The organism is Rhizobium sp. O111 (genome assembly GCF_055616315.1).
Window position 1 is genome coordinate 585,339 of sequence record NZ_JBSHXL010000002.1, and the last position, 17,302, is coordinate 602,640.

Here is a 17,302-nt window from a genome sequence, read left to right on the forward strand (position 1 = left end):
GGTATTTCATGTTTTTGAGTAAAGACGACCAGCGTGCCTATGCCCTGTGGGACGCGGAAGGCCGGCCTGATGGGCGCGGCGGCGAGCATTGGCAACAGGCGGTCCGCGAGTATCAGTTGCTGGAACGGACGCGCGCCTCCGCTGATGGCAGCGACTTGATCGAGCGCTTGAAGACAATGGGCCGGATCATGCGCGAAGCGGACCGCTACGATCGAGCCGAGGCGTCAGGAAAATCAGCTTCCTCGCGCCGTTCAGAAAGATGACCCGCCTCGGCACGAAGTCGTCATTCGACTAAGCCGCGCGTTAACGCTTCCTTAGGCACGATCATCTGTTTCCATTATAATTTTGTGGGAAAACGATCGCTGGAGTACAACGTCAACCTTTGCTGAAGAATATGCGAAGTCGAAGGCATGATCGCCTTCTTGCATGGCAGAGGCGGCGAATGTTTTCATCGATAGTACGCGAAGTCAGGTCAAGGCTTACGGGACGCCTATCCGCTCGTCCTGATCGCCGCGAGATCAGCGCCCATGCGATCTCCACCGATACATCCGCCGAACTCGTCCACCTGAAGAAGCTGTTCGATCACTCGTCGCGCGCCGCCCGCATCGGCGTGTGGGAATGCAATCTCCCGGACGAGACGCTGGCTTGGACCGACATGGTCTACGAGCTGTTCGATTTGCCGATCGGCCACCCACTTAGCCGCGACGAAACAGTCAAGCTCTATACCGAGCGGTCGCGCATCGAGCTGACCATGCTGCGCGACCGGGCCATCAAGGAGCGATCCGGCTTCAGCCTCGACGCCGAGATCATCACGGCCAAGGGCAACCCCCGCTGGATCCGCATCACCGCCACCGTCGAATGCGAGGGCGACCAGCCGGTCCGCATCTTCGGAATGAAGCAGGATATCACCGCCGAAAAGAAGCTCTTCGACGAGATCCGCTATCTCGCCGAATTCGACCTCCTGACCAATCTGCCGAACCGCTTTCAGTTCCAATCCACATTCGAGAGGTTGTGCGCGACCGAGGCCTCCAGGCAGAGCGTGGCGCTGTTCCTCATCGATCTCGACGGTTTCAAGCAGGTCAACGACCGTCTCGGCCATCAGGCCGGCGACCAATGCCTGCGCGTGGCGGCCAATTGCCTGCGGTCCGTGCTCGGCGGCGCCGAGCTTGTGGCGCGCATCGGTGGTGATGAATTCGCGGTGCTCCATCGCTGTGGGTCGAGCGACGAGGCGGCCCGCATCGCCAGCTCCATCGTCACCGCGCTTGCCGCATCCTGCGACGAGGATGGCCGCCATATCGGTATCGGCGGCTCGGTGGGCGTGGCGCTCGCGGCGGGCTATCTTGCGCCGAAGGACATCTTCGCTGCCGCCGACGGCGCGCTCTACGCCGCCAAGAGCGGAGGCCGCAACCGCTTCAGCGTGGCCCATCCGTCGTTTGCGTCGCAGACCCACGCTGCTTAGGGCACGGGCAACTTTCTCCAGATTGGGTGATCAGGCGCGGCTGCTTGCGGCTTTCCACGGCATGCGCTTTTGGGCTAACAGCTCGGTATCGACATGATCCAACGAGTACCAAGACATGAGCCACATTCCGCAAATCGATTACGACACGGCTTCCGCAGAAATCCGCTCCGCCCATGACGAGGAAGTCAGGGTTCGCGGTCGGATGACCAACATGAAGCGGACGCTGCTGCATTCGCCTCAGGCGCATCGCATCTACGCGGAATGGTTCACGCTGCGCGCCGAGCTGGCCGCGATCAGCGACCGGCCGATCTGGATCTTCTCCCACGCGATTTCGAAGGCCTGCAAATCGAAGATCGCCATCACCTTTTTCCGCCGCGCGCTGATCAACAACGGCTTTGATCCGGATGCGCTGGAGCTCAACGAGGAAGAGGCGCTGCTCGACGCATTCGGCAAGGCGATCGTCGCCGATTCCAATGCCATCCCGAGCGAGATCTGGGTTGCACTGGAACAGCGTTACGACGCCAAGACGCTGGTCGATCTCGTCGCCTTCGCCGGCATCATGATCGCCACCGCCGTCTTCAACAACGTCGTCGAGGTCGATTTCGATCCGGAGCTTGAGGCATTTGCCGAGGACGCCGCTCGATAGCGGAGATGTAGTTTATCAAGCGATATCAATCATATTCGAGATCTTTCTCGACTTTCCTGTCAAGTTCGCTGGCGACGAAGACAGCGTGTTCGGTGATCTGCGGCAGGCCCATCAGCTCGCCGAACGCGCCGCGCGCCAAGGGCCCGGAGATCAGCAGCGTCGGATCCGGTCGCCCGTCGCCGGCAAGCGCCTCGGACGAGAGGTTACAGGCGATGCCCAGCCCGGTCGGGTCCAGTTGCAGGTGGCCGAGATCGTGTAGCCTCGCCAGCCACGGCTGGCTGTTCAGGATGCCGCCATGGGCCGGACCCGTGGTGACGACCATCGCATCGTAAACCCGCTCCAAGCGTTCACCGTTGCGTCGTCGCAGCACGACGCCGATGTCATCGCCCTCACGCCTGATGCTGGCAACGGAGGCGGCCAGCACCTCCATGCGGCCGTTGGCGACCGCCCGGTCGAGCACCTCTTCCACTTGCGGCGCGATACGGAAGCGGTGCACGTCCCAGAAGGGGCGAAGGTGACGAACGATCCGGCGACGCTCCGACACAGGCAGGGCGCGCCAGATCGCGTGCCCGTTCCCGCGCACCTGATCCAGCACCGCATGCCATGTTAGCCCCGCTTGCTCGGCCTCGCGGATAGTGCGGCGCACGAGGCGCAAAAGCTGCGTGGCGCTCTCGGCCGGCACCGTCTCGAACGCGCCAAACGGATCCTGCGCGACCGCGGGGTGGCCTCGTGATCTCAAGCCTCGCCGGGAGATCGACGTCACCGGACCGCGATGTCCCGTGATCTCCAGCGACGCCACCACATCGGCGGCTGTCAGCCCGTTGCCGACGACGAGGAGGCGATCATCAGGGTCGATGGCATCAAGCGCGCCCGGCACGGCGGAATCGGCGACGAACTTAGGATGACCGGCGAGCGCCATCAACGCTGAAGGCGGGGAGGGCGAGGGGTGGCTTGTCGCGATGACGAGATAATCGGCGAAGGTCTGGCCACCCTGGCTATCGGCAATCCGCCAGAAGGCGCCGTCGCGCTCGACATCGGTGACGACTGCCCGCCGGTGCCTTACGGCCCCGGTCTCGACCAGCGGCCGCAATGCCGATGCGACGTATCGCCCGAACAGCTCACGGCGCGGAAAGATCGCCCCGTCGGCGCGACGTGCGGCGGGGTCGTCGGCGATGGCATCGTTGAGCTCGATCCATTCGAGGAAATCTCCGGGATGCTCCGGTAAAAGGCTCATCCTCGCCGCCGGCACGTTGATGCGGTGCGCGGGGTCGTTCGTGTCATAGGCGAGGCCACGGCCGAGCTCCGCGCGCGGCTCGAAGACGGTGATGGCCGGCGGCCGGTCTCTGCCTGCCAAAGCCAGGTGATAGGCAACACCCGCGCCCGAAATGCCGCCACCGATGATGGCGACAAGCGGCCTGCGCGGTAGCTGCAGGTCTTGATGGTCGGAAGGGAGATTGTCGTGATGCATGAGTGGTTGCCGATTAAACGCGATGTCCAGATTGTTCGATTCTAGTTCGGATAGGTAACAGTTCAAAACATCAGTGATCGTCCAAAGCGCTATTTTTGGCAAACCCACAGAAGTCTTGGCATTTTTGTCTTCCGCTGATTGCCGGGGAAATTGCCACCGTTCACGATCTCCTGATGGAGGTTTCACGGAAGAAAGAATTCACTCGACCGGTGCCAGATGGTCAAAAGCTGACACAATTTGTCAGCAATAGATCGAGGGGAGGCGATCTCACGAAGGACTAGCGATAGCTTTCATGAGCGCCAACCCTCCAGCGGCGACCCCGCCAGTGAATGCCGCTTTCGCGGAACAAGCCGCCAAGGTCGGCATCCGCACTGGTCGCGTTCTTGGTCTTCTGGTTGCTGCTGTTGTTCTCGTTGCCCTCATCTGCGTTTCCCTGGCGGTCGGCGCGCGGAACATACCCGTTTCCGACGTCGTGTCGGTCTTCTTCTCGTCAGCGAACCAGATAGACGGCGAGACCATCTGGTCGCTGAGGCTTCCTCGCACCTTGCTCGGCGTGATGGCGGGTATAGCCTTTGCGCTGTCCGGCGCGCTCATGCAGGCGCTTACCCGCAATCCTCTGGCCGATCCCGGTATTCATCAACGCGGGCGCGGCTTTCGCCATGGTTGTCGCCATCGGCCTTCTCGGGATTACCCATCCGTTGTCTCTGATCTGGTTTGCTTTCGCCGGCACCGGCCTTGCGGCGATCTCGGTCTATCTCGCCGCCATGGGAGGGCGCGCCGGCGCGACACCGTTGCGACTGACGCTGGCTGGCGTCGCGATCGGCTCCATTCTGCGCGGGCTCACTTCGACGCTGATCTTTCTCGACCCAAATACGTTCGATCACATGCTGAATTGGGAGGTCGGCTCGCTGGCGATCACCGGTTACGACAATCTGATTGTCACGGCGCCGTTCGTCGTCATCGGGATCGTGCTTGCATTGGTGTCGGCGCCTGTCCTCAACGTTGTCGCACTCGGTGACGATCAGGCGCGCTCACTTGGTGCCGGGATCGGCAGAGCGCGCATGATGGTGGTTATAGCGGTCATGCTGCTGACGGGCGCGGCGACGGCCGCGGCCGGCCCGCTGGGCTTCATCGGTCTGATGGTGCCTTATGCCGCGCGCTGGATCGGCGGCACGGACCAGCGCTGGATCTTTGCCTACACGTTGCTGCTCGCTCCGATCGTGCTGCTCAGCGCCGATATTCTGGGTCGCTTGAGCATGCGGCCCGCCGAAATCCAGGTCGGCATCGTCACTGCCTTTGTCGGCGCACCGGTGCTCATCTGGCTGGTGCGTTCAAGAAAGGTCAGCGCCCTGTGACCCTGCATCCCGCCTTCACCCGTCGGCGTATCGTCGTTCGCGCGCTCGGCGACAGGCTCTCTCTGCCGATAGACAAGCGCCTTCTTATCGCGTGCCTGGTGCTTTTGCTTCTCGGAGCGGCCGTCATGGTTGCGGCACTCGTCAGTGGCCAGATGCATGTGCCGGCAATCGAGGTGCTGAATGTGCTGACAGGCGGCGGTGAGCGCCGCATGCGCATGGTCGTCCTGGACTGGCGCATGCCGCGTGCCGCGGGCGCTGCGATCCTTGGCGCGCTGCTGGGGTTGGGCGGCGCGGTATTCCAGTCGATTACGCGCAATCCGCTTGGAAGCCCCGATGTTGTCGGCTTCGATGCGGGCGCATACACCGGCGCGATCCTGGCGATCACCTTCGCAGGTGGCAGCTGGATTGCGCTTGCAGGGAGCGCCATTGCGGGCGGCCTCGCGACCGCGTTCGTCGTCTACCTCCTCACCTGGCATAAGGGCATCCAGGGTTTCCAGCTGATCGTCGTCGGTATCGGTGTCAGCGCGATGCTGACGTCGGCCAATCACTGGATCCTGCTCAAGTCCTCGCTGTCGACGGCCATGGCCGCGAGCACCTGGGGGCATGGGCTCTCTTGCCAAGATCAGCGGTCAGCAGCTCTCGCTGGTCCTGTGGCTGGGCATTCCCGTGATCGTTCTCGCACTCATTCTAGCGCGACCGTTGAAGCTCATGGAAATGGGCGATAGTCGCGCAAAGGCGCTTGGTGTTCCGGTGGAAGAGGCAAGGCTGGCGTTGATGGCGATTGCCATCGTTGCCACCGCGCTCGTAACCGCGATTGCCGGTCCCATTCCTTTCGTTACGCTGGCCTCGCCGCCGATCGCTCATGCGATCACCCGCACGGCGGGCACCTCGCTTGCCGCATCCATGGCAACCGGTGCCTTGTTGTTGTCGGCCGCCGATTATGTCGCGCAGCATAGTTTCGCCCCGACCCAACTCCCCGTCGGCGTCGTGACGTTGTGTATCGGGGGCACCTACTTTCTCTGGCTGATCATCAAGGAGGCACGTCGCGCGTGAAGCCTCAAACCGCTCCCCGTCTCGAGGCGCAGGCCGTCGAACTCGCATATGGCAAGTCCGTGATTGCTCAAGGTCTGTCCGTTACAGTTCCATCAGGATCGTTCACCGCGATCGTCGGACCGAATGCCTGCGGCAAATCCACCCTCCTGCAAGCCCTGTCGCGCCTGCTGATGCCTGGCCAGGGTGCCGTTTTGCTCGACGGCCGCGCCATCTCGAGCATCCCCGCCAAGGAGTTTGCCCGCAGTGTCGGCCTCATGCCGCAAAGTTCGGTAGCGCCGGATGGGATTACCGTCACCGAACTTGTCGCCTGTGGCCGCTATCCTCACCAGAACCTGCTGCGGCAATGGAGCCGGGCCGACGAACAGGCGGTGTCAGCTGCGATCGAAGCCACCGGCATGAACGATCTCGCCGGCCGTCGCGTCAACGAATTGTCCGGCGGCCAGCGCCAGCGCGCATGGATCGCCATGGTGCTCGCACAGGAAACCCCGCTTCTCCTGCTCGACGAGCCGACGACATTCCTCGATATCGCCCACCAGATGGAGCTGATGCTTCTTCTTGAGCGGCTCAATCGCGAGCGCGGCTATACGATCGCCGCCGTGTTGCACGACCTCAACCAGGCTTGCCGCCATGCCACCCACATGATCGCCATGCGCGGAGGCTGCGCCATCGCCGAGGGTCGGCCGGGGGACATCGTAACCGAGGCGCTGGTCCGCGAAGTGTTCGGCCTCGACAGCGTCATCATCAAGGATCCGGTTGTGGGAACTCCGCTGGTCGTGCCGCGGGGACTGCATGACAACTCCGATATCACAAGGAAAGGATAAGACATTGTCGCTGCGACTCACACGACGTGAGATCATTGCCGCATCGCTGCTCCTGGCGTCCAGCCCCTTGCTCGCTGAGGAGGATACGATCACCGTGGATGGGATGTTTGGCCCCGTGCAAGTGCCGAAGTCGCCGAAGCGCGTGGTCGTATCGGATGGTGACGACGTGCTGCAGCCGACCGTCGCGCTCGGAATTATCCCGGTCGGCGCATCCCGGCCGAACTTCACTGGCGGTTTCGCAAAGGGCGTCGCCGAGCGTCTGCCGGCCGATATAGGCTATATCGGATCGTCGGGGGAACCCAATTTCGAGACCGTACTGACGCTCGAGCCCGATCTCATCTTGATGAGCAACGACGATATTCCCGATCTGCAGGGAATGTACGAGCGCTATACCCAGATCGCCCCCACCGTGCTCATTGATGTGCAGCCCAAGGACTGGCGCAAGACGCTGACGACGATTGCGGGTGCCACGGGGCGTGAGGCGCAGGCGAGCGAGTTGCTGGCGAAATACGATGAGCGCGTCGGACAGGTTCGCAGCGCGATCAGCGGCAATATCGGAACGGCGACGATCGCTCGCGTTCGCACCAATCTCGTGCGCTACATGCTGCAGGACACCTCTTTCACCTGGAGCGTGCTGAAGGATGTCGGCTTCCGCGCCCCGCCGCAGCAGCAGATCACCAGCAATGACGGCTTCATTAATATCAGCCTCGAACGGCTTGACCTCCTGGAGGCCGATTTCATCCTGCTCTTGGAGGACGAGGGTGCCAAGGGGCCGGGCGCCATGAGCGAGAAACTCAAGGCGCTGCCGACCTTCGCCAACCTGAAGGGCGACAAGATGGAGCTCCCGTCCGCGGACTACCTGTTCGGCAACGTCCTGACGGCCTTCAACATGCTCGACGTGCTGGAAGCCAAGTTCAAGGCATAGCCAGGCCCATCCCTGTGGCGATGGTGCAACCTGCATCGCCACGGGGACGCTTTTTTAGCTCTTGCCCTTCCACGGCACGAGCACGGCTTCGAGGATGCGGATGGCGGCGCTGAAGGAGAAGGCGCAGGCGGCGATGATGCCGATGCCGACGAAGACCACGTCGGTGGCGAGAAACTGCGACGCCGACATGATCATGTAGCCGATCCCTCGCGTCGAGGCGATCAGCTCGGCGGCCACCAGCGTGCCCCAGCCGATGCCGAGCGCGATCCTAAGCCCCGTCAGGATCTCCGGCAGCGCCGAGGGGAGCACGATGCCGACGAGGATCTGCCAGGGCCGGGCGCCAAGCGACCGGGCGGCATTGACCCGCTCGATCGGCAGCGAGCGGACGCCGGCCTGCGCCGAAAGGCAGATCGGCGCGAACATGGCGAGCACCAAGAGCGTCACCTTCGAGGTCTCGCCGATGCCGAGCCATATGATCATCAGCGGCAGATAGGCAAGCGGCGGCAGCGGCCAGTAGAATTCGATGGGCGTATCGAGCACACCCTTGACCCAGCGGTTCAGCCCCATCAGCAAGCCCAAGGGAATGCCGACGGCGGTAGCGATGGCGGCGGCGGTGACGATGCGGAAGAGGCTTGCGGAGACGTGCTCGTAGAGCGAGGCGCCGGCATAGCCGTCATTGTAGATCGCCCCCACCTGCGTCCACACCTCCTGCGGCGTCGGCAGGAACAGATGCGGCACCAGCGCCAGCTTGGCGACGAGCCACCATGCCGTGAGAAGCACCAGCGCGGTAGCGATGCTGATCAGCACGGTCGGCTTTTCGCCGGCGCCGAAGCCTTTCATTTTCACGAGCTTCGGTTCGGCGGCGGGAGAGCCGATGACGACGCGGCCGGTTTCGGTGAAATCGCTCATTCAGCGGCACTCCTCAGCTCTTCCGATCCATGCAGGATGTCGCGGATTTCCTCGCGCAGATTGGCGAAATCCGGCGATGTCTTCACCGCCCTGGCATCGCCGGTCTCGGCGAAGCGGCGGACGAAGTCGAGATCGAAGCGGGCAACGACGCGGCCCGGGCGCGGCGACATCACCACGACCTGCGTGCCGAGAAACAGCGCTTCCTCAATCGAGTGGGTGATGAAGAAGATGCGCGTATGCGTCTCTTTCCAGATCGAGACCAGCAGCTCCTGCATCTGTTCGCGGGTGAGGCTGTCGAGCGCGCCGAAAGGCTCGTCCATCAGAAGCACGGCGGGTTCGGTGGCGAGCGCCCTGGCGATGCCGACGCGCTGGCGCATGCCGCCGGAGAGCTCATAGGGGAAGGCGGCGGCGAAATCCTTGAGGCCGACCAGGTGCAACAGCCGCTCGGCGCGCTCGCGGCGGGCGCCTTTCGGCACGCCGGCGAATTTCAGGCCGAGGGCGACATTGTCGATCACCGTCTTCCACGGGAGCAGCGTGTCCTTCTGGAACACGACGCCGCGATCGGCACCCGGTGATGTAACGGGCCGCCCGTCCAGCGTGATCGCGCCTTCGGACAGCGGCAGGAAGCCGGCGATGGCATTGAGCAGGGTGGACTTGCCGCAGCCGGACGCGCCGAGCGCGACCACGAAGCTGTTTTCGGGAATGGCGAGCGAGACGCGGTCGATCGCATGGACCGTCCGGCCGTCTCGTGTCTGGAAATAGACGCTCGCGTGATCGACTTTGAGCATGTCAGGTCTCTTTGAAAATGAGGACGCTGGCGCGGTGTGGCGCCAGCGTTTCTGCCGGAAACGGCTTAGTTGCTCGGATTGGTCAGCGCATCCGCGGTCACGAAGGCGGCGTAGCTCGGCAGCACTTCGCTGACCTTGCCCTGCTCCTTCAGGAAGGTGGCGGTATCCTTGAGGATCTTGGCAGCACCAGCCTTTTCGCCGCCGCCGAGCCATGCTTCGGATGCCTGGACGTCGGGCGTCAGGAGCGTCAGGTTCTTCAGCGCCGCCGCCTGCTGTTCGGGCGTGCCTCCGAGCGCCTTGGCGAGCAGCTTTGCGTTCTCGCTATCGGCTTCCCAAGCCTTCTTGTCCTTGGCGAAGGAGGCGTAGTAGCTGTTGATGACGCCGGCGAAGCTCTTCAGGAAAGCAGGGTTTTCATCGGCGAATTTCGAGGCCGCGACCCAGGCCGAGAAGGTCGGAGCGCCCTTGTCGGCGACGTCCTTGGAGGTGACCAGCACCTTGCCCTTCTTCTTCAGTTCCGTCAGCGCCGGATCCCAGACGAGGCCGCCATCGATATCGCCGCGGTTGTAGCTGGCGACGATCTCGGGCTGCGGGATCGCGAAGACCTGCACGTCCTTCTCGCTGAGCCCGAGCGACTTGATCAGCGCCAGCAGCTGGTAGTGGTCGGTGGAAACAGGCGCTGCAGCGAGCTTCTTGCCCTTCAGGTCTTTGAGCGAGTTGATGCCCGAACCGTCGCGGACGACAAGCGCCTCGTCGATGCCCGAGATCGAGGAGAGGTAGAAGGCCTTGACGGCGAGGCCGCGCGAGGTGGCGGCCGCGAACGGGCTCGAGCCGACATAGCCGACCTGCACGTCGCCCGAGGCGATCGCCGCGAAGATTTCGGCGCCGGAATTGAACTTGCGGAAGTCGATGTCGTAGCCCGTCGCCTTGGCGAACTCGCCATTGGCGATCGCAACCGACGACGGCAGCGCATCCGTCTGGTAGGCAACGACGACCTTCTTGTCGGCTGCCTGCGCGAGCAACGGTGCTGCCACGGCGGCCACGCCAAGTGTAAGTCCTGCGATAATGCCCTTGATATTCATCTTTCGCCCCCGAATGCCGCGCTTGCGCGTCGGCTCAACTTGTTTCGACGGAAAAACACTACGGCGGCCCATGAGCGGCACACAGATAAAACTATCTATTTTATAGACTATAGCGACAATATTGTTTTGCGTCTGATTTGCCGGGCAGACGATTGCGGCTTGTCGGTCGTTGCCGCGTCAGGCGGCATCCATGGTGATGAGGTAGCAGAGCGCCTGGCCATCCATCTCGAGCGAGATGCCTGCCGCGTCCTGCAGCAGCAACGTGTCGCCTTCGGTAAGCGACGCCTGGCCGTCCGTCCAGGTGAGATCGAGCGTGCCGCGATGGCAGAACACCAGCAGCGTGCCGGCCGCGCCGCCGAATGTGACCTCGCCATCGATGGCGACGCGCTCGACCCGGTGCCACAGGCCACCGCGGCGCGTCATGACGTTGAGATCGGTGATCGGCCCGGATTTGAGCGTTGCCGACACCTCGACGTCGGCGGGGAAGGCGAGCGGGGCACTCTCCTGCGTCAACAGCAGTGGCGCGCGGTCGTCGATCGCAAGCGACATCCCTTCGCCGTCAAGGATCGACAAGGTCCTGTCGATGCCGGGAAAGATCGAGAACGGCCCATCGGTCGCGACCGTCGCCATGCTGATGCGCCAGTCGAACTCCGAAAGTGCGGCTCCCTCCGGCGAAATCGCAATCTCCACCGTCTCCCCGCCACCGTTCTTCCACGGCATGCGGCGATAGCTGCTGGCGGTGAGGATTGTGGCGCGGGGCATGGGATCTCCGGAGGTTGCAAATGGGCGGGGAGTGGAGGACACTCAGGGCCTTGGAGGCGAGTGATGGACATCGTCAACATGGCAAAGGACGCCCCGATCGATCAACCGGAAACGGCGCCCAAGAAGCGCCGCATTGGTTTCATGAAAGGCATGTTCACCACGCCGGATGATTTCGACACGATGATGGCCGAGGAAATCGAAGAGATGTTCTATGGCGGTGACCTTTTTCCTCCTGAAGACCCAATCAAGCCGATCGTAACAGACAAGGAATGAGTGGGGATGTTTGAGGGGAGGTTGATTGCAGCCTCTCGTAACAGTCGACCAGACCATCCTTCAATATCCGGGCCTCATACCGTTCTGAGGCCCGGCGTCTCGCTCTATCAGTTCCCCAAAATCCCCGGCAGCCGCAAGCCCTTCTCCTTGGCGCAATCCAGCGCGATGTCGTAGCCGGCGTCGGCGTGGCGCATGACGCCGGTGGCCGGGTCGTTCCAGAGCACGCGTTCCAGGCGCTTGGCCGCATCATCGGAGCCATCGGCGCAGATGACCACGCCCGAATGCTGGCTGAAGCCCATGCCGACGCCGCCGCCGTGGTGCAGCGAGACCCAGGTGGCGCCGGATGCGGTGTTGAGGAGCGCGTTGAGGAGCGGCCAGTCGGACACGGCGTCCGAGCCGTCCTTCATCGCTTCCGTCTCGCGGTTCGGCGAGGCGACCGAGCCGCTATCGAGGTGATCGCGGCCGATGACGACGGGGGCCGAGAGTTCGCCGATCTTGACCATCTCGTTGAAGGCCAGCGCCAGGCGGTGGCGATCGCCAAGGCCGACCCAGCAGATACGCGCCGGCAGACCCTGGAAGGAGATGCGCTCGCGGGCCATGTCGAGCCAGTTGTGCAGGTGCTTGTTGTCGGGCAGCAGCTCCTTCACCTTGGCGTCGGTCTTGTAGATATCCTCAGGATCGCCCGAGAGAGCCGCCCAGCGGAACGGGCCGATGCCGCGGCAAAACAGCGGGCGGATATAGGCCGGCACGAAGCCCGGGAAGGCAAAGGCGTTTTCAAGGCCTTCGTCCTTGGCAACCTGGCGGATGTTGTTGCCGTAGTCTAGCGTCGGCACGCCGGCATCCCAGAAGGCGACCATGGCTTCGACGTGCTTCTTCATCGAGGCGCGGGCGGCGGCCTCGACGGCCTTTGGGTCACTCTCGCGCTTGGCCTTGTGCTCGGCAACGGTCCAGCCGATCGGGAGATACCCATTGAGCGGATCATGCGCCGAGGTCTGGTCGGTGACGATATCGGGACGCGGGCCGCCTGATTTCATGCGGGCTACGAGTTCCGGGAAGATTTCGGCGGCGTTGCCGAGCAGGCCGACCGACTTGGCTTCACCCTTCGCCGTCCATTCGGCGATCATGGCAAGCGCTTCATCGAGCGACTTCGCCTTGGCGTCGACATAGCGGGTGCGCAGGCGGAAGTCGATGCGGGTCTCGTCGCTTTCGACCGCGAGGCAGCAGGCGCCGGCCATGACGGCCGCCAGCGGCTGCGCGCCGCCCATGCCGCCGAGACCACCCGTCAGGATCCACTTGCCCTTGAGGTCGCCATTATAGTGCTGGCGGCCGGCTTCGACGAAGGTCTCGTAGGTGCCCTGAACGATGCCCTGGGTGCCGATATAGATCCACGAGCCGGCGGTCATCTGGCCGTACATGGCGAGACCCTTCTTATCCAGCTCGTTGAAATGGTCCCAGGTCGCCCAATGCGGCACGAGGTTGGAATTGGCGATCAAGACGCGCGGCGCATCCTTGTGGGTGCGGAACACGCCGACCGGCTTGCCGGATTGGACCAGCAGCGTCTCTTCTTCCGTCAGCGTCTTCAGCGTCGCGACGATCTGGTCGAAATCCGCCCAGGTGCGGGCAGCGCGGCCGATGCCGCCATAGACCACCAGCTCGTGCGGGTTCTCCGCGACGTCGGGGTCGAGATTGTTCATCAGCATGCGCAGAGGCGCTTCGGTCATCCAGCTCTTGGCGTTGAGCTCGGGGCCAACAGGGCTTCTGACATCGCGAATGTTGTGGCGTGGATTGCTGGTCATTGCGGTTCCCCTTATCCGGGTTGGATGGCTTGTTGTTTCAGGCTTATTTCTTGAGGCTTACTTCTTGAGGTTGGGCGCGATCGCGGCGATGCGCTCCAGGATGTCTTTCAGATGCACGCGCAGGCGGTCGGCCTTGGCGGTGTCGTAGGCAAAGGGCGGCTTTTCGGTCTGAAGATGCGTGGATTGCGCGAGCTCCATCTGGATCGCATGCACGCCGGTCTCCGGCCGTCCGTAATGCCGCGTTGTCCAGCCGCCCTTGAAGCGGCCATTGAGGATGCTGTCGTAACCGGTGGCCGAGGCGGTCGCGTTGACAACCGCCTGTTCGATCGCACGGTCGCAGGTCTTGCCCAGATCGGTGCCGATATTGAAATCCGGCAGCTTGCCTTCGAAGAGGAAGGGGATGTGCGAGCGGATCGAGTGGCAGTCGTAGAGGATGGCGACGCCGTGGATCGCCTTCACCCGCTCGATCTCGGCCGCAAGAGCCGCGTGATAAGGCGCGTGGAAATCGCGCAGGCGTTCAGTGATATCGGCTTCGTCGGGTGCGGCGCCATCCTTCCAGATCGACAGGCCGTCGAAGTCCGTTTCAGGCACCAAGCCGGTGGTGTTCTGGCCGGGATAGAGGCTGGTGCCGGATGGATCGCGGTTGGCGTCGATGACGTAGCGGTGGAAGGTGGCGCGGACGGTGGTGACGCCATCGATGAGGCCGTCATAGAGATTGTGGATGTGCCAGTCGGTGTCGGCGAGCAGCTTGCCGTTGTCGTTCAGGCGGTCCCAGATCGCTGGCGGCACTTCGGTGCCGGTGTGCGGGAAGCCGAGGATGATGGGGGATGTGCCCTGGCGGGTTTCGTGGGTGGTCATTGGTTGAATGCTCCACGGGTTGCGGGTGGGTTACCCCCCTCTGTCCTGCCGGACATCTCCCCCACAAGGGGGGAGATCGACTTGCGGCTAAGGTTTGTGCCAAACAACGAGGGTAAAGCGAGCGGGAGCGCCCAGCCAATCTCCCCACCTGTGAGGGAGATGCCCGGCAGGGCAGAGGAGGGTGCCACGAGTGCCGACATCACCATCACCCCTCCAACCCAGGCAGAATGCCAGACGACACCGCCGCATTCAGCCCACCCGAGGCCACCAGATCGCTCGCCGCCTGCAGATCACCCGCCATGTAGCGGTCGACCTCCAGCGTCGGCACGACCGTGCGGATCGCGGCGATGGCGCTCGAAAGTTCCGGGCTGGTTGCGAGCGGGGCGCGGAATTCGACGCCCTGGGCTGCCGTCAGCGCCTCGATGCCGATGATCGAAAGCAGGTTGTCGGTCATCTGCAGCAGGCGGCGGGCGCCGTGGCAGGCCATGGAGACGTGGTCTTCCTGGTTGGCCGAGGTCGGGGTCGAGTCGACCGAGGCCGGATGCGACATCTGCTTGTTTTCCGACATCAGCGCCGCCGAGGTCACTTCCGCGATCATCAGGCCGGAGTTGAGGCCGGGCTTCTTGGCGAGGAAGGCGGGCAGACCATAGGAGAGGGCCGGATCGACAAGCAGCGCGATGCGCCGCTGGGCGATGGCGCCGATCTCGCAGACCGCGATGGCGATCTGGTCGGCGGCGAAGGCCACCGGCTCGGCGTGGAAATTGCCGCCGGAGACGACGGAATTGTCGGAGAGGACCAGCGGGTTGTCGGTGACCGCATTGGCTTCGATCTCAAGCGTTTTGGCGACCGAACGCAGGAGATCCAGGCAGGCGCCATCGACCTGTGGCTGGCAGCGGATGCAGTAGGGGTCCTGGACGCGCTCGTCGCCCTCGATATGGCTCTGGCGGATGACCGAGTTGTCGAGGAGGGCGCGCAGCGCGGCGGCGGTGTCGATCTGGCCCTTGTGGCCGCGCAGCGTGTGGATATCGGGATGGAACGGAGCGGACGAGCCCATGGCGGCGTCGGTCGACATCGCGCCGGTGATCAGGGCGGCTTGAGCAGCGCGGTGGGCGCGGAAGAGGCCGGCGAGCGCCAGAGCGGTCGAGGTCTGCGTGCCGTTGATCAGCGCCAGGCCTTCCTTGGCGGCCAGCACGACGGGCGTGAGACCAGCCTTGTCGAGCGCGGCGGCCCCGGTCAGGCGCTCGCCCTGATAGAAGGCTTCGGCCTCACCCATCATCACGGCGGCCATATGCGCCAGCGGTGCGAGGTCGCCGGAGGCGCCGACGGAGCCCTTTTCCGGAATGACGGGGATGACGCCCTTTTCCAGCATGCCTTCGATCAGCCGCACCAGCTCCAGCCGCACGCCGGAGGCGCCGCGGCCGAGCGAGACTAGCTTCAGGGCCATGATCAGGCGGACGATGTTTTCAGGCAACGGCGCGCCGACGCCGCAGCAATGCGACAGGATGAGATTGCGCTGCAGCGTTGCGACATCGGCGCTGTCGATCTTGATCGAGGCGAGCTTACCGAAGCCGGTGTTGATGCCGTAGACGGGCGCATTGCCGGCGGCGATCTCGGCGATGCGGGCGGCGGCCTTGTTGATGCCGGCGTCGAAGGAGCGGTCGAGCACGGCTGGCTCGCCGGTCCAGTAGATCGTTTCCAGATGCTTGAGCGATACGGAGCCGGGATGAAGAGTGATGGTCAACGGTCGATCCTTTCGCCCTTGAAGACGTGTGCATGAAGCGGGTTGAAGCCGATGCGGTAGACGAGCTCGGCGAGGCTCTCGACATCCCAGATCGCGAAATCCGCCGACTTGCCGGCTTCGAGCGTACCGGTTTCGTCGATGAGCCCGAGGGCGCGAGCACCTTCCCGGGTGACGCCGGCGATGCATTCCTCGACGGTGAGGCCGAACAGGGTGGCCGACATGTTCATGGTCAAGAGCAGCGAGGTCAGCGGCGAGGTGCCGGGGTTGCAATCGGTGGCGATGGCGATATGGGCGCCGGCCTCGCGCAGTGCCTTGACCGGCGGCTTCTGCTTTTCGTTGATGGCGTAGAAGGCGCCCGGCAGGAGCACGGCGACGGTTCCGGCCGCAGCCATGACGACGGCATCATCGGCGGTGAGATATTCGAGATGGTCGGCCGAGAGCGCCAGATAGGAGGCCGCGAAGCGGGCGCCGCCGAGGTTGGAGAGCTGCTCGGCATGGAGCTTGACCGGGAGGCCGAGCTGCTGGGCGCGATCGAAAACGCGGCGCATCTCTTCGACGGAGAAGGCGATGCCTTCGCAGAAACCGTCGACGGCATCGACCAGACCTTCGGCATGCGCCTGCTCAAGGCCGGGCAGCACGACATCGGTGATGTAATCGCCGTTGCGGCCCTTGTACTCGACCGGCGTGGCATGGGCGCCGAGATAGGAGGTGACGACGCGGACCGGGCGAATAGTGCCCAGCGCACGGGCGGCGCGCAGCATCTTCAGCTCGGCTTCGATGTTGAGCCCATAGCCGGACTTGATCTCGATCGTCGTCATCCCCTCCGACAGCAGCGTGTCGAGACGCGGAAGCGAGGCGGCGACGAGGCCGTCGACGGAGAGCGCGTTGGTGGCCTTGACCGAGGAGACGATGCCGCCGCCGGCGCGGGCGACTTCCTCATAGGTGGCGCCCTCAAGGCGCATTTCGAACTCACGGGCGCGGTTGCCGCCATAGACGATGTGGGTGTGGCAATCGACGAGGCCTGGGGTCACCCAGCGGCCTTCGAGATCGGTGATCTCGGCGCGCTCGATCGCCAGAACCGGCAATTCGCTTTCCGGGCCGACATAGGTGATGCGGCCGGATTCGACGACAACAGCACCCTTTTCGATGACGCCGAGGCCGGCCTTGATTGGATCGAGCGTTGCCAGGCGGGCGTTGCGCCACAGGTGCGGGCGAACCTCTCCCGGGGCCTGCTCGTCTGAAAAATTGTTCCCGTTCATCAGCTTTGCGCCTTTCCTTATGCCTCAACATGTATATACATAATAAACAGGTGACAAGGGAAAATTTGGGCGTATCTCTGGAAAAGAAAGAGACGCTTCCGCCAGAAGGA

The 17,302-nt window shown here is 63.6% G+C and carries 19 protein-coding genes and 1 pseudogene; 10 read left to right on the forward strand and 10 right to left on the reverse strand.

The window, feature by feature from the left end:
- The first annotated feature begins 8 nt into the window (after positions 1-8).
- The 3 genes from ACVTFQ_RS22225 (at position 9) to ACVTFQ_RS22235 (ending at position 2,105) form a co-directional block, all read left to right on the forward strand.
- Positions 9-263: a DUF2934 domain-containing protein gene (locus ACVTFQ_RS22225; RefSeq protein WP_113176693.1), complete on the forward strand. Its 255-nt coding sequence runs from the start codon at positions 9-11 to the stop codon at positions 261-263.
- Positions 264-442: 179 nt separating this feature from the next.
- Entirely contained in the window at positions 443-1,459 is a 1,017-nt protein-coding gene (locus ACVTFQ_RS22230; protein ID WP_113176694.1) for a GGDEF domain-containing protein, read from the forward strand.
- A gap of 115 nt (positions 1,460-1,574) precedes the next feature.
- The gene (locus tag ACVTFQ_RS22235) at positions 1,575-2,105 is read left to right on the forward strand and encodes a hypothetical protein (RefSeq protein ID WP_113176695.1); all 531 of its coding nucleotides are present in this window, start codon (positions 1,575-1,577) and stop codon (positions 2,103-2,105) included.
- A 25-nt stretch (positions 2,106-2,130) separates the two neighbouring features.
- Here ACVTFQ_RS22235 and ACVTFQ_RS22240 read toward each other — a convergent pair whose 3' ends face one another.
- Positions 2,131-3,573: an FAD/NAD(P)-binding protein gene (locus tag ACVTFQ_RS22240; RefSeq protein WP_113176696.1), complete on the reverse strand. Its 1,443-nt coding sequence runs from the start codon at positions 3,571-3,573 to the stop codon at positions 2,131-2,133.
- Positions 3,574-3,865: 292 nt separating this feature from the next.
- On the opposite strand from ACVTFQ_RS22240, the pseudogene ACVTFQ_RS22245 reads away from it, so the two are divergent.
- Positions 3,866-4,147 (forward strand): annotated as a pseudogene (locus ACVTFQ_RS22245) (iron chelate uptake ABC transporter family permease subunit); the annotation flags it as partial.
- Here ACVTFQ_RS22245 and ACVTFQ_RS22250 read toward each other — a convergent pair.
- Positions 4,064-4,234 (reverse strand): hypothetical protein, encoded by a 171-nt coding sequence (locus ACVTFQ_RS22250; RefSeq protein ID WP_470424008.1) that lies wholly within the window; start codon positions 4,232-4,234, stop codon positions 4,064-4,066. The pseudogene ACVTFQ_RS22245 and the gene ACVTFQ_RS22250 overlap by 84 nt on opposite strands.
- Between ACVTFQ_RS22250 and ACVTFQ_RS22255 the strand changes: the two genes are divergently transcribed.
- The 5 genes from ACVTFQ_RS22255 to ACVTFQ_RS22275 are packed head-to-tail and all read left to right on the forward strand — an operon-like array spanning position 4,233 to position 7,727.
- Positions 4,233-4,928, forward strand: coding sequence for a FecCD family ABC transporter permease (locus ACVTFQ_RS22255; RefSeq protein ID WP_470424009.1), 696 nt, complete (start codon positions 4,233-4,235; stop codon positions 4,926-4,928). The genes ACVTFQ_RS22250 and ACVTFQ_RS22255 overlap by 2 nt on opposite strands.
- The gene (locus tag ACVTFQ_RS22260) at positions 4,925-5,653 is read left to right on the forward strand and encodes a FecCD family ABC transporter permease (RefSeq protein WP_470424010.1); all 729 of its coding nucleotides are present in this window, start codon (positions 4,925-4,927) and stop codon (positions 5,651-5,653) included. The genes ACVTFQ_RS22255 and ACVTFQ_RS22260 overlap by 4 nt, the downstream gene beginning before the upstream one ends.
- Complete coding sequence (locus ACVTFQ_RS22265) at positions 5,589-5,981, forward strand: iron chelate uptake ABC transporter family permease subunit (RefSeq protein ID WP_470424170.1); 393 nt, start codon at positions 5,589-5,591, stop codon at positions 5,979-5,981. Before ACVTFQ_RS22260 ends, ACVTFQ_RS22265 begins: the two co-directional genes overlap by 65 nt.
- On the forward strand, positions 5,978-6,802 hold the full coding sequence (locus tag ACVTFQ_RS22270) for an ABC transporter ATP-binding protein (RefSeq protein WP_113176697.1): 825 nt from the start codon (positions 5,978-5,980) through the stop codon (positions 6,800-6,802). Before ACVTFQ_RS22265 ends, ACVTFQ_RS22270 begins: the two co-directional genes overlap by 4 nt.
- Before the next feature lie 4 nt (positions 6,803-6,806).
- Positions 6,807-7,727: an iron-siderophore ABC transporter substrate-binding protein gene (locus ACVTFQ_RS22275; RefSeq protein ID WP_162741335.1), complete on the forward strand. Its 921-nt coding sequence runs from the start codon at positions 6,807-6,809 to the stop codon at positions 7,725-7,727.
- Between the two features lie 54 nt (positions 7,728-7,781).
- Here ACVTFQ_RS22275 and ACVTFQ_RS22280 read toward each other — a convergent pair whose 3' ends face one another.
- The 4 genes from ACVTFQ_RS22280 to ACVTFQ_RS22295 all read right to left on the reverse strand — a co-directional run bounded on the left by ACVTFQ_RS22280 (position 7,782) and on the right by ACVTFQ_RS22295 (position 11,265).
- Positions 7,782-8,636 carry an ABC transporter permease subunit gene (locus tag ACVTFQ_RS22280; protein WP_113176699.1) on the reverse strand — a complete coding sequence of 285 codons (855 nt, stop codon included), beginning with the start codon at positions 8,634-8,636 and terminating at the stop codon, positions 7,782-7,784.
- Positions 8,633-9,424 carry an ABC transporter ATP-binding protein gene (locus tag ACVTFQ_RS22285; protein ID WP_113176700.1) on the reverse strand — a complete coding sequence of 264 codons (792 nt, stop codon included), beginning with the start codon at positions 9,422-9,424 and terminating at the stop codon, positions 8,633-8,635. The genes ACVTFQ_RS22280 and ACVTFQ_RS22285 overlap by 4 nt, the downstream gene beginning before the upstream one ends.
- 65 nt (positions 9,425-9,489) lie before the next feature.
- A complete protein-coding gene (gene tauA, locus ACVTFQ_RS22290; protein WP_113176701.1) occupies positions 9,490-10,503 on the reverse strand; it encodes a taurine ABC transporter substrate-binding protein in 1,014 nt (337 codons plus the stop codon).
- A gap of 177 nt (positions 10,504-10,680) precedes the next feature.
- Positions 10,681-11,265, reverse strand: a complete 585-nt coding sequence (locus ACVTFQ_RS22295) for a HutD family protein (protein ID WP_113176702.1) — start codon at positions 11,263-11,265, stop codon at positions 10,681-10,683.
- 63 nt (positions 11,266-11,328) lie between these two features.
- Here ACVTFQ_RS22295 and ACVTFQ_RS22300 point away from each other — a divergent pair, with 63 nt between their 5' ends.
- Positions 11,329-11,538: a hypothetical protein gene (locus tag ACVTFQ_RS22300; protein ID WP_470424011.1), complete on the forward strand. Its 210-nt coding sequence runs from the start codon at positions 11,329-11,331 to the stop codon at positions 11,536-11,538.
- A gap of 107 nt (positions 11,539-11,645) precedes the next feature.
- On the opposite strand, the gene hutU is transcribed toward ACVTFQ_RS22300, so the two are convergent.
- From hutU to hutI, 4 genes are all read right to left on the reverse strand, one after another.
- Positions 11,646-13,334 (reverse strand): urocanate hydratase, encoded by a 1,689-nt coding sequence (hutU, locus tag ACVTFQ_RS22305; protein WP_113176703.1) that lies wholly within the window; start codon positions 13,332-13,334, stop codon positions 11,646-11,648.
- A gap of 57 nt (positions 13,335-13,391) precedes the next feature.
- Positions 13,392-14,192 (reverse strand): N-formylglutamate deformylase, encoded by an 801-nt coding sequence (hutG, locus tag ACVTFQ_RS22310; protein ID WP_113176704.1) that lies wholly within the window; start codon positions 14,190-14,192, stop codon positions 13,392-13,394.
- A gap of 205 nt (positions 14,193-14,397) precedes the next feature.
- The gene (gene hutH / locus ACVTFQ_RS22315; RefSeq protein WP_113176705.1) at positions 14,398-15,933 is read right to left on the reverse strand and encodes a histidine ammonia-lyase; all 1,536 of its coding nucleotides are present in this window, start codon (positions 15,931-15,933) and stop codon (positions 14,398-14,400) included.
- Entirely contained in the window at positions 15,930-17,192 is a 1,263-nt protein-coding gene (gene hutI, locus ACVTFQ_RS22320) for an imidazolonepropionase (protein WP_113201009.1), read from the reverse strand. Before hutI ends, hutH begins: the two co-directional genes overlap by 4 nt.
- Positions 17,193-17,302: the final 110 nt, after the last annotated feature.

What these genes read in the sequence shown, in the direction of transcription:
- ACVTFQ_RS22225 (WP_113176693.1), top strand. Translation starts at nt 9, where the DNA reads ATGTTTTTGAGTAAAGACGACCAGCGTGCCTATGCCCTGTGGGACGCG.
- ACVTFQ_RS22230 (WP_113176694.1), top strand. Translation starts at nt 443, where the DNA reads ATGTTTTCATCGATAGTACGCGAAGTCAGGTCAAGGCTTACGGGACGC.
- ACVTFQ_RS22235 (WP_113176695.1), top strand. Translation starts at nt 1,575, where the DNA reads ATGAGCCACATTCCGCAAATCGATTACGACACGGCTTCCGCAGAAATC.
- ACVTFQ_RS22240 (WP_113176696.1), bottom strand. Translation starts at nt 3,573, where the DNA reads ATGCATCACGACAATCTCCCTTCCGACCATCAAGACCTGCAGCTACCG.
- ACVTFQ_RS22255 (WP_470424009.1), top strand. Translation starts at nt 4,233, where the DNA reads ATGGTTGTCGCCATCGGCCTTCTCGGGATTACCCATCCGTTGTCTCTG.
- ACVTFQ_RS22250 (WP_470424008.1), bottom strand. Translation starts at nt 4,234, where the DNA reads ATGGCGAAAGCCGCGCCCGCGTTGATGAATACCGGGATCGGCCAGAGG.
- ACVTFQ_RS22280 (WP_113176699.1), bottom strand. Translation starts at nt 8,636, where the DNA reads ATGAGCGATTTCACCGAAACCGGCCGCGTCGTCATCGGCTCTCCCGCC.
- ACVTFQ_RS22285 (WP_113176700.1), bottom strand. Translation starts at nt 9,424, where the DNA reads ATGCTCAAAGTCGATCACGCGAGCGTCTATTTCCAGACACGAGACGGC.
- tauA (WP_113176701.1), bottom strand. Translation starts at nt 10,503, where the DNA reads ATGAATATCAAGGGCATTATCGCAGGACTTACACTTGGCGTGGCCGCC.
- ACVTFQ_RS22295 (WP_113176702.1), bottom strand. Translation starts at nt 11,265, where the DNA reads ATGCCCCGCGCCACAATCCTCACCGCCAGCAGCTATCGCCGCATGCCG.
- ACVTFQ_RS22300 (WP_470424011.1), top strand. Translation starts at nt 11,329, where the DNA reads ATGGACATCGTCAACATGGCAAAGGACGCCCCGATCGATCAACCGGAA.
- hutU (WP_113176703.1), bottom strand. Translation starts at nt 13,334, where the DNA reads ATGACCAGCAATCCACGCCACAACATTCGCGATGTCAGAAGCCCTGTT.
- hutG (WP_113176704.1), bottom strand. Translation starts at nt 14,192, where the DNA reads ATGACCACCCACGAAACCCGCCAGGGCACATCCCCCATCATCCTCGGC.
- hutI (WP_113201009.1), bottom strand. Translation starts at nt 17,192, where the DNA reads ATGAACGGGAACAATTTTTCAGACGAGCAGGCCCCGGGAGAGGTTCGC.